This is a genomic window from Pseudomonas sp. XS1P51 (genome assembly GCF_054897845.1).
Genome location: NZ_CM142707.1, coordinates 441,231 through 453,640 on the forward strand (window position 1 = coordinate 441,231; position 12,410 = coordinate 453,640).

At 57.3% G+C, this 12,410-nt stretch carries 12 protein-coding genes; 6 read left to right on the forward strand and 6 right to left on the reverse strand.

Annotation, left to right across the window (positions count from 1 at the left end):
* The first annotated feature begins 128 nt into the window (after window positions 1-128).
* The 6 genes from ACYZUD_RS02140 to ACYZUD_RS02165 all read left to right on the forward strand — a co-directional run bounded on the left by ACYZUD_RS02140 (window position 129) and on the right by ACYZUD_RS02165 (window position 7,718).
* Window positions 129-929, forward strand: coding sequence for an SDR family NAD(P)-dependent oxidoreductase (locus tag ACYZUD_RS02140; RefSeq protein WP_462022381.1), 801 nt, complete (start codon window positions 129-131; stop codon window positions 927-929).
* 157 nt (window positions 930-1,086) lie between these two features.
* On the forward strand, window positions 1,087-2,766 hold the full coding sequence (locus tag ACYZUD_RS02145; protein WP_462022382.1) for a flavin-containing monooxygenase: 1,680 nt from the start codon (window positions 1,087-1,089) through the stop codon (window positions 2,764-2,766).
* Window positions 2,763-4,211, forward strand: coding sequence for an NADP-dependent succinate-semialdehyde dehydrogenase (gene gabD, locus ACYZUD_RS02150; RefSeq protein WP_462022383.1), 1,449 nt, complete (start codon window positions 2,763-2,765; stop codon window positions 4,209-4,211). The genes ACYZUD_RS02145 and gabD overlap by 4 nt, the downstream gene beginning before the upstream one ends.
* 117 nt (window positions 4,212-4,328) lie before the next feature.
* Window positions 4,329-5,660: a carbohydrate porin gene (locus ACYZUD_RS02155; protein ID WP_462022384.1), complete on the forward strand. Its 1,332-nt coding sequence runs from the start codon at window positions 4,329-4,331 to the stop codon at window positions 5,658-5,660.
* A gap of 71 nt (window positions 5,661-5,731) precedes the next feature.
* Window positions 5,732-6,514: a (S)-acetoin forming diacetyl reductase gene (locus tag ACYZUD_RS02160; protein ID WP_134101500.1), complete on the forward strand. Its 783-nt coding sequence runs from the start codon at window positions 5,732-5,734 to the stop codon at window positions 6,512-6,514.
* 79 nt (window positions 6,515-6,593) lie between these two features.
* Entirely contained in the window at window positions 6,594-7,718 is a 1,125-nt protein-coding gene (locus ACYZUD_RS02165) for a glycerol dehydrogenase (RefSeq protein WP_462022385.1), read from the forward strand.
* A gap of 119 nt (window positions 7,719-7,837) precedes the next feature.
* Here the strand turns inward: ACYZUD_RS02165 and gfa are convergent, their stop codons facing one another.
* From gfa to ACYZUD_RS02195, 6 genes are all read right to left on the reverse strand, one after another.
* On the reverse strand, window positions 7,838-8,416 hold the full coding sequence (gene gfa, locus ACYZUD_RS02170) for an S-(hydroxymethyl)glutathione synthase (protein WP_462022386.1): 579 nt from the start codon (window positions 8,414-8,416) through the stop codon (window positions 7,838-7,840).
* Window positions 8,417-8,466: 50 nt separating this feature from the next.
* Window positions 8,467-9,576: an S-(hydroxymethyl)glutathione dehydrogenase/class III alcohol dehydrogenase gene (locus ACYZUD_RS02175; protein ID WP_201021280.1), complete on the reverse strand. Its 1,110-nt coding sequence runs from the start codon at window positions 9,574-9,576 to the stop codon at window positions 8,467-8,469.
* A gap of 72 nt (window positions 9,577-9,648) precedes the next feature.
* Window positions 9,649-9,924 (reverse strand): formaldehyde-responsive transcriptional repressor FrmR, encoded by a 276-nt coding sequence (gene frmR, locus ACYZUD_RS02180; protein WP_323570261.1) that lies wholly within the window; start codon window positions 9,922-9,924, stop codon window positions 9,649-9,651.
* A gap of 185 nt (window positions 9,925-10,109) precedes the next feature.
* Window positions 10,110-10,478 (reverse strand): ArsR/SmtB family transcription factor, encoded by a 369-nt coding sequence (locus ACYZUD_RS02185; protein WP_462022387.1) that lies wholly within the window; start codon window positions 10,476-10,478, stop codon window positions 10,110-10,112.
* Between the two features lie 86 nt (window positions 10,479-10,564).
* A complete protein-coding gene (locus ACYZUD_RS02190; RefSeq protein WP_462022388.1) occupies window positions 10,565-11,548 on the reverse strand; it encodes an LLM class flavin-dependent oxidoreductase in 984 nt (327 codons plus the stop codon).
* A 44-nt stretch (window positions 11,549-11,592) separates the two neighbouring features.
* Complete coding sequence (locus tag ACYZUD_RS02195; protein ID WP_462022389.1) at window positions 11,593-12,399, reverse strand: sugar phosphate isomerase/epimerase family protein; 807 nt, start codon at window positions 12,397-12,399, stop codon at window positions 11,593-11,595.
* Window positions 12,400-12,410: the final 11 nt, after the last annotated feature.

Below are 12,410 nucleotides of genomic sequence, written 5' to 3' on the forward strand. Positions count from 1 at the left end.
CGCTTAACCTCTCTGTTCAGGGCTTCTCAGCCCGGTTTGCCGATCTTGGCATTCGACTTGCTCTGTCTGCCTCAGCGGGCCGCATGAGACGGCTGTATTTCAACAAGAAGAATGAACAGAGGCACCCCATGAGCCAATTCAAAGCTGTCAATTTCTCCCTGGAAGGCAAAGTTGCCCTAATCACCGGCGCCGGTCGTGGTATTGGCCAAGGTATTGCGCTGAGCCTGGCCCAGGCGGGCGCTGACGTAGTACTCGCCGACTACGACTTGAATATCGCTGAGGAAGCGGCGGCCAATGTGCGTGCCCTCGGTCGTCGTGCTGTCGCCCTGCAGGTAGATGTCAGCCAGGCAGAGAGTGTCGCAAGCATGATCGATCAAGTGCGGCAGACCTTTGGCCGTCTTGACGTAGCCGTCAACAATGCCGGCGTGGTGAGTCTCGGCCGGGTCGATGAGCTTGCGGTTAGCGAATGGGACCGCATCATGAATATCAACGCGCGCGGCGTTTTCCTGTGCTGTCAGGCTGAACTCAAGCTGATGCGGGAGCATCACTTCGGCCGAATCATTAACCTGGCCTCTATTGCCGGCAAAGTCGGTTTCCCGGATCTATCCCACTACAGCGCCTCCAAGTTCGCTGTAATCGGTTTTACCAACGCCTTCGCCAAGGAGGTAGCCCGCGAGGGCATCACTGTCAACGCCCTCTGCCCGGGCGTGGTCGGCACAGGCATGTGGCGCGGTGACGAGGGGCTTTCCGCGCGCTGGGCCCAGCCTGGGGAATCCGAAGTGCAGTCCTGGGAGCGGCATCAGTCCAGCCTGCTGCCTCAGGGTGAAGCGCAAACCGTGGAAGACATGGGTCAACTTGCGGTTTACCTGGCCTGCGCCCCCCATGTCACCGGCCAGGCTATCGCTGTAGACGGCGGCTTCTCGCTTTAGTTGTCCCCATGGGCCTGCCTTGGCCCGCTAGCACACGTTGAAGATTACATCCCCTGAACGCTTGGCTCAGGGGGCGGATACGGCTTGCCTGCAGCTTTGCATCACGCACTGAAGCGAGTTGTGCCTGCAGGCGCATTGATCGAAACAGGAGAACATAATGACAACTACAGTTCTGGCCAAACGTTCCGTTGGCACCGACGTTATCAACTACGACGCCATTGTGATTGGCGCAGGTTTCGGCGGCATTTACATGCTCAAGAAGTTGCGCGATGAACTGGGTTTGAAAGTTCGCGCCTTCGACAAGGCCGGCGGAATTGGCGGCACTTGGTTCTGGAACCGATATCCCGGTGCGTTATCCGACAGTGAATCATTCGTCTACTGCTTCTCCTGGGACCGCGATCTGTGCCAGGAGTGGGATATCACCACGCGCTACCTGACCCAGCCGCAGATTCTGTCCTACCTTAACCATGCGGTAGATCGACACGACTTGCGTCGTGATATCCAGTTGGAAACCGGCATCACCGCAGCGGTGTTCGACGAGCAGAGCGGCCGCTGGCTGGTGACGGCTGATGACGGCCATCAATACAGCGCCAAGTACCTGGTGACTGCGCTGGGCCTGCTGTCCGCGACGAATGTTCCGAAGATCAACGGCTTGGACCAATTCAAGGGGCACATGTACCACACCGCCAACTGGCCGGCCGATGCCGTGCTCGAAGGCAAGCGGGTGGGAGTGATAGGTACCGGGTCCACGGGCTGCCAAGTCATCACCGCGATCGCGCCGACCGTCGGCCACCTCACGGTGTTCCAGCGTTCAGCGCAGTACACCGTGCCGGTGGGCAACGGCCCGGTCAGTCGCGAATACGTCGACGACATCAAGCGCAACTATGATGCCATCTGGAAGGAAGTGCGTTCCTCGCGGCTAGCGTTCGGCTTCCCGGAGAGCGACGTCCCCACCATGAGCGTGGACGCTGCCGAACGAAAAGCCATCTTCCAGCGCGCCTGGGAAGGAGGTGGCGGTTTCCGCTACATGTTCCAGACCTTCAACGATATTGCCACCAGCGAAGAAGCCAACGTCGAGGCCCAGAACTTCGTCCGCGAGAAAATCGCTGAAATCGTCAAGGACCCGGAAACCGCACGCAAGTTGATGCCCCGCGATCTCTACGCCAAGCGACCGTTGTGCGACAGCGGCTACTACGCCACCTTCAATCGCCCCAATGTGTCGCTGGTGGACGTCAAGGCCAACCCGATTGAAGAAATCACCGCCAAGGGCATTCGCACGGCGGACGGGGTCGAACACGAGCTGGATGTACTGGTGTTCGCCACCGGTTTCGATGCCGTGGACGGCAACTACAAGCGTATCGATATTCGCGGGCGCGACAACGTCTCGATGAAGGATCACTGGGCTGACGGCCCGTCGAGCTACCTGTCGGTCGCCACCGCCAAGTTTCCCAATATGTTCATGATCCTGGGGCCCAACGGTCCCTTTACCAATCTTCCACCGACCATTGAAACCGAAGTGGAGTGGGTGTCCGAGCTGATCGACTTTATGGAGCAGAACGAGCTGGCTTGCGTGGAGCCGTCGGCGCAAAGCGAGCACGAATGGGGCGTGACCTGCCAGGAAATCGCCGATCAGACGTTGTTCGCCAAGACCGACTCGTGGATCTTCGGCGCCAACATCCCGGGCAAAAGCAACAAGGTGTATTTCTACATGGGCGGCCTGGGCGCGTTCAGCGAACAGCTGGCAGCGGTCAAGAACGACGACTACCGGGGCTTCAAGTTCAAGGCCGTGAGTGTTGACGGCGCGCAACCGCGCCGCGTAACGGAGAACCTGCAATGACTTTGAACAACCCTCAACTGTTGCGTCATCAAGCCTATATCGACGGTGAGTGGCTGGCTGCCGACAACGAAGCCACGATCACCGTGGTCAACCCGTCGACCGGAGTGACCATCGGCCAGGTTCCGCGCATGGGGCAAGCGGAAACACGCCGCGCCATCGAAGCCGCCGAGCGTGCGCTGCCCAGCTGGCGTGAGCTCTCCGCCAAGGCCCGCGCCAATGCTTTGCGCCGCTGGTACGACCTGATCATCGAGAACCAGCACGACCTGGCCCACCTCATGACCCTGGAACAGGGCAAGCCTCTGCCCGAGGCGTTGGGCGAAATTGTTTTTGGTGCGTCGTACATCGAGTGGTACGCGGAGGAGGCCAAGCGTGTCTACGGGGATCTGATCCCCGGCGCGACGGACAAGCGCCTGTTGGTGATCAAACAACCGGTGGGTGTTTGTGCCGCTATTACGCCCTGGAACTTCCCCAGTGCAATGATCACCCGCAAAGCCGGCCCGGCCTTGGCTGCCGGCTGCACCATGGTGATAAAACCGGCCTCGCAGACGCCGTTCTCGGCACTGGCATTGGTCTATTTGGCCGAGCAGGCGGGCATTCCCAAGGGCGTGTTGTCGGTGGTCACGGGCGCGGCGGCGGAGATTGCCGAAGAGCTGACTAGCAACCCGGCGGTGCGCAAGATTTCCTTTACCGGGTCCACCGAGATCGGGCGCCAGATCATGGAGAAATGCGCCCACGACATCAAAAAGGTCTCCCTGGAACTGGGTGGCAACGCGCCGTTTATCGTCTTCGAGGATGCCGATCTCGATGCCGCCGTGGACGGCGCGCTGGCCTCAAAATTCCGTAACGCCGGGCAGACTTGCGTGTGCGCCAACCGGCTGTACGTGCACGACAAGGTGTACGACGCGTTCGTCGACAAACTGGCTTCGGCGGTCGGAGCCCTGAAGGTGGGCGATGGCTTTACCGACGGCGTCACCCTCGGGCCGCTGATCGACGGTAAGGCCGTTGCCAAGGTGCGCGAGCATATCGAGGATGCGCTGGCCAAGGGCGCCAAGGTTGTTCAGGGGGGTGGCGCGCATGCCCAGGGTGAGAATTTCTTCGAACCCACCATCCTGGTGGACGTTCCTGACAACGCCCGGGTCGCCAAGGAAGAAACCTTCGGCCCCCTGGCGCCGGTGTTCCGCTTCTTTGATGACGCCGAAGTCATCGCCAAAGCCAACGACACCGAGTTCGGCCTGGCGGCGTATTTCTATACCGCCAACCTGAGTCGCGTGTTTCGAGTGGGGGAGGCTCTGGAGTACGGCATCGTCGGGGTCAACACCGGCATCATCAGTTCCGAGGCCGCGCCGTTTGGTGGGGTCAAGGCGTCGGGTGTCGGCCGTGAAGGGTCCAAGTACGGGCTTGAGGATTACCTCGAGATCAAATACCTGTGTCTGGCCGGCATCTGAGCTGATCCATCACTGTCCACTTTTCAATTGATCGCTTGCTTCATGGCCGTCAGGGCATTGCCCTGCGGTCCGGTTAACGCTGTGTCGTAAAACATAAAAACAATAGGAAAAATCGACATGAACATCGCTTGGAAACTGCCGCTGGGGCTTGGGCTCCTGTCGTGCATCGCCGTACCTGCATCCGCCGCTGACCCTTCATCGCAATGGGGAACGGGTGATTGGGGAGGGGTACGCAGCGAACTGCTGGAGCAGGGCGTTGACGTGATCGTCGGTTACGTCGGCGAAGCAGCCACCAATGTCCACGGTGGCTACAACCATGATCGTACCGCACGCTATACCGCGCAGTGGGCGCTCGGCACACACCTGGACCTGCAGAAGCTGCTGGGCTGGGACGACGCCGAGTTTCAGCTGCTGGTAACGGAGCGCAATGGCAATAACCTTTCCAACGAACGCATCTCTGACCCGCGCGCCCCGCAGCTCAGCTCGGTGCAGGAAGTGTGGGGCAGGGGGCAAACCTGGCGCCTGACCCAGATGTGGTATCGCCAGAAGTTTTTCGACAGCGCCCTGGATCTCAAACTGGGTCGCCTGGGTGTCAATGAAGACTTTGCCAGTTTCCCGTGCGACTTCCAGAGCCTGTCGTTCTGCAGTGCGCCCATCGGCAACGTGGCCGGGGATGTCTGGTACAGCGGCCCCGTCAGCCAGTGGGGCTTGCGCGTTCGCTACAACCTCGACGAGCAGTGGGCGCTGCAGGTCGGGGTGTACGAGCAGAACCCGTCGAATCTCAGCACCGGCAATGGCTTTAAACTCAGCGGCAGTGGTACTAAAGGTGCGCTGGTGCCGGTGGAGGTTGTCTGGAAGCCAACATTGGGCAAGGAAGCGTTACCGGGTGAATACCGTCTGGGTTACTACCACAGCAGTGCCAGCGCCAATGACGTATATGACGATGTCAACGGTGCTCCGCAGGCGCTGACTGGCCAAGCCCCCAAATCACGCAGCAGCAAGCATGGTGCGTGGATCATGGGCCAGCAGCAATTGACCACTCATCACGGCAATGCCTCGCGCGGCCTGAGCGTCTTTGCCAGCCTGACCGTTCATGACAAGGCTACCAGCGGCATCGAGAGTTTCCAGAACATTGGTGCAGTCTACAAAGGCCCTTTTGATGCCCGGCCCAAGGATGACATCGGGCTGGGTGTCGCGCGCCTGAAGGTCAACGACGACGTGACCAAACGGCAGCGCCTGATCAATGACAGTACGGGCATCACCGACTACGACGACCCGCTCTATGTCCCTGTGCAGCACAGTGAATACAACATCGAACTCAACTACGGCGTACACGTTACCGACTGGCTGACCGTACGCCCGAACGTGCAGTACGTGCGTAATCCAGGCGGTGTCTACGAGGTGGACAACGCGTGGGTTGCCGGTCTGAAACTTCAGGCGAGTTTTTGAGCGTAGGCACGTACGTGAGCAGTCAGTAGTCGCTATCTAATTCTCCGTCACGAGTGAGAAGGAAAACTGAAATGAGCAAATCTTTAGGAAAAGTCGCTTTTGTAACCGGTGCAGGTCAAGGGATCGGTGAGGCCATCGCGTTGCGATTGGCGGCAGATGGCTTTGCCGTAGCCTGTGCTGATATGAACATTGATACAGCCAGTCACGTGGCTGAAAGAATCAAAAAAGAGGGAGGTAAAGCTCTGGCCATAAAGGTTGATGTGGCCGATCGCGAGGATGTTTTCAAGGCCGTGCAGGCAGCGGTGGATGGCTTGGGTGATCTACATGTGGTCATTAATAATGCGGGTATCGCGCCTATTGCTCCCATTGAAGCGATTACGCCAGAGATCTACAGGAGAACGTTCGATATCAACGTAGGTGGTGTTCTCTGGGGCATACAGGCCGCGGTAAAGGCGTTTAAAGCGCTGGGGCATGGCGGGAAAATCATCAGTGCTTCCTCTCAGGCAGGTCATATCGGCAACCCCGACCTGGCTGTTTATGGGGGGACCAAGTTCGCAGTGCGGGGCATTACGCAAACAGCGGCCCGTGAGTTGGCCCATCTCGGTATTACGGTGAACGCATATTGCCCAGGCATTGTGAACACTCCCATGATGCGCAAGGTTGCCCAGGATGTAGCGGACAATGCCAACCAGAGTATTGAATGGGGGATGGAACAATTTGCACAACACATCACCTTGAAGCGGCTTTCCCAGCCTGAGGATGTGGCAGCCTGCGTTTCGTTCTTGTCCGGTCCTGACTCTGACTACATGACAGGTCAGGCGGTCATTATTGATGGCGGGATGGTATTTAACTGATTCGTCATCAGCGCTGGAGAACGTTCAAGTTTATGCGTGTTGAGCGTTTTCGCGCATGCGACGTGAGTGAGGGGTTGAGATGACTATTACTAAAGGCATTGCATCGCCGGCCAAGTTTCTGGTTCAGGCTGATGCGCTGGTTGATTTATCGATGCATGGTAAAGCCTATGGGGCCAATGCCTATCTGATCTGCGATCAATTTATTGTGGGCCGGGTTCATGAAAAAGCGATGCCAGGATTCAAGCATGAACAGTGTGCTGAGTTGGCCGTGTTCGGTGGGCAGTGTTCCGACAGCGAAATCAACAAGCATGTCCAAGCCGCGCGTGAGGCTGACTATATTGTTGGTATTGGTGGCGGAAAAACATTGGATACCGCCAAGGCAGCAGCACATTTCCTGGAAAAGCCCGTATTGATTCTGCCCACATTGGCTTCGACGGATGCGCCCTGTACCGCGATTTCAGTGATTTACAATGACGACGATACGTTTAATCGCTACCTGTTTTTATCAAAGAATCCGGACGTTGTTTTAGCGGATACGCGCATTTTGGCGGAACAACCGCCCAGGTTTTTTGCGGCCGGTGTGGGTGATGGTCTGGCAACTTATTTTGAGGCGAGAGCATGCTTTGCTGCGCAACGTGACAACCTGATCCTGGGCAATGACGGAAAAATGCTCAAGCCTACGTTGATTGGTTTTGCTATTGCCCAAACGTGCTATGCAACCATCAAGAAGTATTCAGCGCAGGCGGCTTTTGCGGTGGAGAAGAAAGTCATCACTGCTGCATTGGAGAACGCCATTGAAGCCACCATTTATATGTCAGCTGTCGGAGCTGAATCGGGTGGTTGTGCTGCGGCGCATGCGATCCATAACGGAATGACCATCGTGCATGATCTACACGGAGCACAGCATGGTGAAAAGGTGGTTTTCGGCTTGTTCACTCAATTAGTGATGGAGGCCGCACCGATGGAGGAGATTGAAGAGGTTGTTGATATTGCGATCGCCGTCGGTCTCCCGTTGACGCTTGAGGATTTAGGGCTCAAAAGCTTTAAGGAAGCGGAGTGGAGAAAGGTCGCCGAACTGGCATGCGACAAAAACGACACGATTCACAACATGCCTTTTACGGTGACGCCTGACTTGGTGTATGACGCGATCGTGGCGGCTGACGCACTGTTGCATGCGTTTAAAAAGAAAAAATCTCTGCACTAGTGTATTGATTGGGAACCGGTTAATCGGGAGCCAATAGCGCTCAATCGGTCAGGCGCCGTCAATCGTTCAAATTGATTGACGGCGCCTGGTGCTGAGGTGAGGCCTGACAGTTATCAGTATTATTTGGGCTGAACGATGCCCCTCAACTTGGCGACTTGCGTAGCCAGCACATCCATCAAGTCAGGGGACAGGCAGTCATAGGGTTCAAGGCCGATTGAACGAAGACGTGCACGGATTGCCTTCATCTCTTGAGGTGGCGTCCCTGTTTCGATTATCGATGAAACGAAAGCAGCGAACCCTGGAGCAGACCATCCGGCCAGGGGTGAAAGTTCAGTGTGTACGAAGTCCAACCCGTAGAACGCGTGATCCTTGTTCTCGATACGCCCGTACAAATGCGCGCCGCACTCGGTGCAAGCATGGCGCTGAATGGCCGCGTGCTCGTCCACAATGGCGAGTTTATCCGCGTGCGCGGTGACGCTGACTTTTTCCCGTGGGACGACCGCAATAACAGCGAATGTCGCACCTGCCGGTTTCCAGCATTTGCTGCAGCCACAGGCGTGGTTGTGCAACGTCTGAGCATCGATGGTGATCTCAACCTTATTGGCCGGGCACAGGCACTGCAGTGTACCGCCGGTGAAGTTCGAGGCAGCAGGGGATAGACCGTTATCCAGTGATGGATGAAGTTTTATGTTGCTCACTGTGTATCTCCAGATCGGTAGGGAACTCGGACTGACGCCAGGGGCTTGCATCAGTACTTGATGACGGTACGGATCGACTTGCCTGCATGCATCAGGTCGAACGCTTCATTGATGCGTTCCAGTGGCATGGTGTGCGTCACAAAAGGCGCCAGCTCAATCTCGCCCTTCATCGCGTCCTCAACCATCTTCGGCAGTTGGGTGCGGCCTTTTACACCACCGAAGGCGGAGCCTTTCCAGGTACGACCCGTTACGAGTTGGAAAGGGCGTGTAGAAATTTCCTGACCCGCCCCAGCCACGCCAATGACGATCGACTGTCCCCAACCACGGTGTGCACTTTCCAGCGCTGCACGCATGACGTTCACGTTACCGATGCATTCGAATGAGTGGTCGACGCCCCAGCCTGTCGCGTCAATGATCACCTGCTGAATTGGCTTTTCATGATCTTTCGGGTTGATGCAATCAGTGGCACCAAAAGACTTGGCGAGTTCGAATTTTCCAGGGTTGGTATCCACGGCAATGATGCGTCCTGCCTTGGCCTGGCGCGCGCCTTGAATCACCGCAAGCCCGATACCGCCGAGCCCGAACACCGCAACGGTGTCCCCTGGTTGTACCTTGGCGGTGTTATGCACTGCGCCGATCCCGGTGGTGACGCCACAGCCGAGCAAGCACACATGTTCGTGATTTGCGTCTGGATTGATCTTCGCGACGGAGACTTCAGCCACCACGGTGTACTCGCTGAACGTGGAGCACCCCATATAGTGGTAGAGCGGCTGGCCGTTGTAGGAAAAGCGGGTGGTGCCGTCTGGCATCACACCTTTGCCCTGGGTTTCACGGACGGCGACGCAAAGATTGGTCTTTCCGGATTTGCAAAACAGGCATTCGCCGCACTCAGCGGTGTAGAGGGGGATGACATGGTCACCGGGCTTGAGGCTTGTGACCCCTTCACCCACTTCCACCACTATGCCGGCGCCTTCATGGCCCAAGACCACTGGGAACAGACCCTCAGGATCATCACCCGATAACGTGAACGCGTCGGTATGGCACACGCCGGTGTCGGTGATCTTGATCAGCACCTCGCCTGCGCGTGGCGGTGCAACATCGATCTCGACGATTTGAAGCGGCTTGCCTGGCTCAAATGCAACTGCAGCACGGGATTTCATAAAGGTCTTTCTCCAAGTAGTAATGCTTGTCTGACCGAGGCAAATCGTCGGGATCGGTAGGTGTACCGGTTGTTACTTGAGGTAGGTACGCACCAACGAAACCACTTCGTCGATTGAGGAACGCTGCGTCTCGGACGTGTCGGTTAAATTTGAAAATTCCTCCCTGAGATGGCTTTCAAGAACGCCGGCCATCAAGCCATTTACCGCGCCGCGCAGTGCAGCAATCTGCTGCAATACAGGGCCGCACTCAGCGCCCTGCTCAAGCGCGGTCTGCAGCGCGTCCAGCTGGCCTCTGACCCGATTGACTCTTCCCAATACACGTTTTTTTTCAGCGGGCGAATGTGGCATCGAACGACTCCAGTTATAGGCGTGGCGGCCATTGTACATCGGTACTGGGTGGGAGTATTTAAAGTACTGGTGGGGAGTATATTCGTATGCCGAAGAAACAAACACGACCATTCTGTTTGGGGACTTCCATCAATTTGTTTCTAATGAACAACCGATGGTGAAAGGGCGCTGTTTGCCCTGCCTTTCTACTCCGCCTCGTGGATGGCCGGTAAGCGTCTATTTTCCAGCAAATCACTCAGGCAGCCAGTGAGGTGCTGAATAGTCGTCTCGTTTCGCTTCAAGAAATGAAACGGGCCGGTTTTGTGTACATCGACCAATGCCACCCCTTTGAGCACGGCCAGGTGTTGGGAGACTGTCGATTGGGACAGACCGCAACGTTGCGTGATCTGGCCAACGCTCACCCCGAACTCAAAACCGCATGGTTGCGGGGGGAAATGCAGAGTCGGCGCCTTGAGCCACTCGAGGATTTTTCGTCTCACTGGGTGTGCGATCGCGCGCATGGTCGCGTCGAAGTGGGGCGAGGTGGACGTCGATTTTTGATCTGTATCGAGCATATCGGATACCTCGGGCTCATAGCGTTCGCTGGCCTCGTGCCGAGGTCAGCGAAAGAGGGACCGCAGCAACACCGTTCCCGTTGGTATCAGTCGAGCAGGTCGGAAATGGATTCGGCGGCGAGTTGATAGGAGCGGCAGCGTGCGTCAGGGTCGTAAATCCTCGCATCGATTATCACCTCGTCCACCTCCGTGGTCGCGATGAACTGGCGCAGCCAACGTCCTACATCGTCTTTGTTGCCAATTGCGGTGCACGACATGGCTTCAGCCAAATTCTGCCGATCATAGTTGGACAGCCGTTCCATAAAGCCCTCTTCCGGACGCGGCAGAGCGCCTGCTTTGCCCGAGTACAAGTTGCTGACCCACTGACGGTGTGAGCTCGCCAGGTAGTCGGCTTCGGCTCGAGTCGAGGCAGCGAAAACATTCGCGCCTGCGATGACATAAGGACTCTCCAGCACTGCTGACGGCCGGAACGTGGCGCGGTAATGCGTAATGGCTTCCATCAAAAATCGAGGTGCGAAATGTGAAGCGAATGCGTAGGGCAGCCCCAGTTTCGCGGCGAGATCAGCACTGTTCATGCTCGAACCCAATAGCCATAGTGGAACGTCATGTTTTCCAGGGATCGCGCGAACCGGCTGATTCCCATCGTCCGCTAGATAGTCCGTCAATTGCTGGATGTCTTGCGTGAACTCTCGCTCGGAGGCATCGCCGCGTATGGCGCGGATAGCCGGTCCAGCGGATCCAGGTGCTCTGCCAATGCCTAAATCGATGCGGCCTGGAAACAAGGTGTCCAATGTCCCGAACTGCTCCGCCACCAACAGAGGTGAGTGGTTGGGGATCATGATGCCGCCAGAGCCCACTCGCAGGGTGCTCGTTGCCGCAGCCAGATGCTGAATGAGCAGGGTTGTAGCCGAAGATGCGATCCCTGGCAGGTCGTGGTGCTCGGCGATCCAGTAGCGCTTGTAGCCGTGAGCTTCCACGTTTCGCGCCAGAGAGACTGCGTCTTCTAGCGTGTGGGCGAAGGTTTTTTCTTCGCCGATCATCATGAGGTCAAGTACAGAGAGGGCTGTCATCACAGGCTCCATTTTTCAAATTAGGTTCGTGAGGCAGCGATGCGTTACTTCAATGGGAAGTCCGACCAGTGCGGATAACGTTCCAGGCGTCTTTCAATATCGCGTAACGTTGCCAGGCATCGCTGGAGCTTGAGGTAAATGTCCCCCCCGTAATCCCAGCCGAGCACGCCAATGCTGCCGGTATAGCCGACGCGGTTCAGCGCGGCGATCAAAGCGAAGTTGTCCATCTCTCCGCGGTCGATCGGCTCCATGGTGGCCACGCCGCCCCAACCCAGTTGCGAAAGTGCGCTGCCGGAAGTCACCACTTGCATGAGCCAGGGTTTCATCGCAGCGAGGCGCTGTTCCAACTCGCCTTCCTGGCTGGCATACCAGTGATAGCCATTGAACGAGGCCCCCAGGCGAGGGTGAGCAAAGTGCTCGCAAATCTGCACCACCTGCGCGGTGGTCTGGGTGACATGGTGAAGATGTGGATACAGCGCGATCCGTAATCCGCGCCGTTCGGCAATGGGCAGCAGCGACTCGATAAACCGCAGAATGGCTTGGCTGCCATTAACTGAGGTCTGAATCGCCAGCTCGATAAGCTCTACACCCTCGACGGTTTCGACGATGCGCCGTATCAGGGTATCGTTGCGCCCCTCATGCAGCACCAGGTAAAGCCCCTCGATGTGCAGACCATGGTTTTCCCAGACGCTGGGCAGCAGGCTGAGGTCGGTCAGGGGTGTGCCACCCCAGGCGGCGACAGTCATGCCGTCGTAGCCGAGCTCGGCCAACATTTCGCACTGTGTCTGAAAGGCGTATACGCCCATCGACGAGTAGAAGAAGGAATCGAGTGCATGGATGCGATGAGCCATGATTTATCTCC

What these genes read in the sequence shown, in the direction of transcription:
- ACYZUD_RS02140 (WP_462022381.1), top strand. Translation starts at nt 129, where the DNA reads ATGAGCCAATTCAAAGCTGTCAATTTCTCCCTGGAAGGCAAAGTTGCC.
- ACYZUD_RS02145 (WP_462022382.1), top strand. Translation starts at nt 1,087, where the DNA reads ATGACAACTACAGTTCTGGCCAAACGTTCCGTTGGCACCGACGTTATC.
- gabD (WP_462022383.1), top strand. Translation starts at nt 2,763, where the DNA reads ATGACTTTGAACAACCCTCAACTGTTGCGTCATCAAGCCTATATCGAC.
- ACYZUD_RS02155 (WP_462022384.1), top strand. Translation starts at nt 4,329, where the DNA reads ATGAACATCGCTTGGAAACTGCCGCTGGGGCTTGGGCTCCTGTCGTGC.
- ACYZUD_RS02160 (WP_134101500.1), top strand. Translation starts at nt 5,732, where the DNA reads ATGAGCAAATCTTTAGGAAAAGTCGCTTTTGTAACCGGTGCAGGTCAA.
- ACYZUD_RS02165 (WP_462022385.1), top strand. Translation starts at nt 6,594, where the DNA reads ATGACTATTACTAAAGGCATTGCATCGCCGGCCAAGTTTCTGGTTCAG.
- ACYZUD_RS02175 (WP_201021280.1), bottom strand. Translation starts at nt 9,576, where the DNA reads ATGAAATCCCGTGCTGCAGTTGCATTTGAGCCAGGCAAGCCGCTTCAA.
- frmR (WP_323570261.1), bottom strand. Translation starts at nt 9,924, where the DNA reads ATGCCACATTCGCCCGCTGAAAAAAAACGTGTATTGGGAAGAGTCAAT.
- ACYZUD_RS02185 (WP_462022387.1), bottom strand. Translation starts at nt 10,478, where the DNA reads ATGCTCGATACAGATCAAAAATCGACGTCCACCTCGCCCCACTTCGAC.
- ACYZUD_RS02190 (WP_462022388.1), bottom strand. Translation starts at nt 11,548, where the DNA reads ATGACAGCCCTCTCTGTACTTGACCTCATGATGATCGGCGAAGAAAAA.
- ACYZUD_RS02195 (WP_462022389.1), bottom strand. Translation starts at nt 12,399, where the DNA reads ATGGCTCATCGCATCCATGCACTCGATTCCTTCTTCTACTCGTCGATG.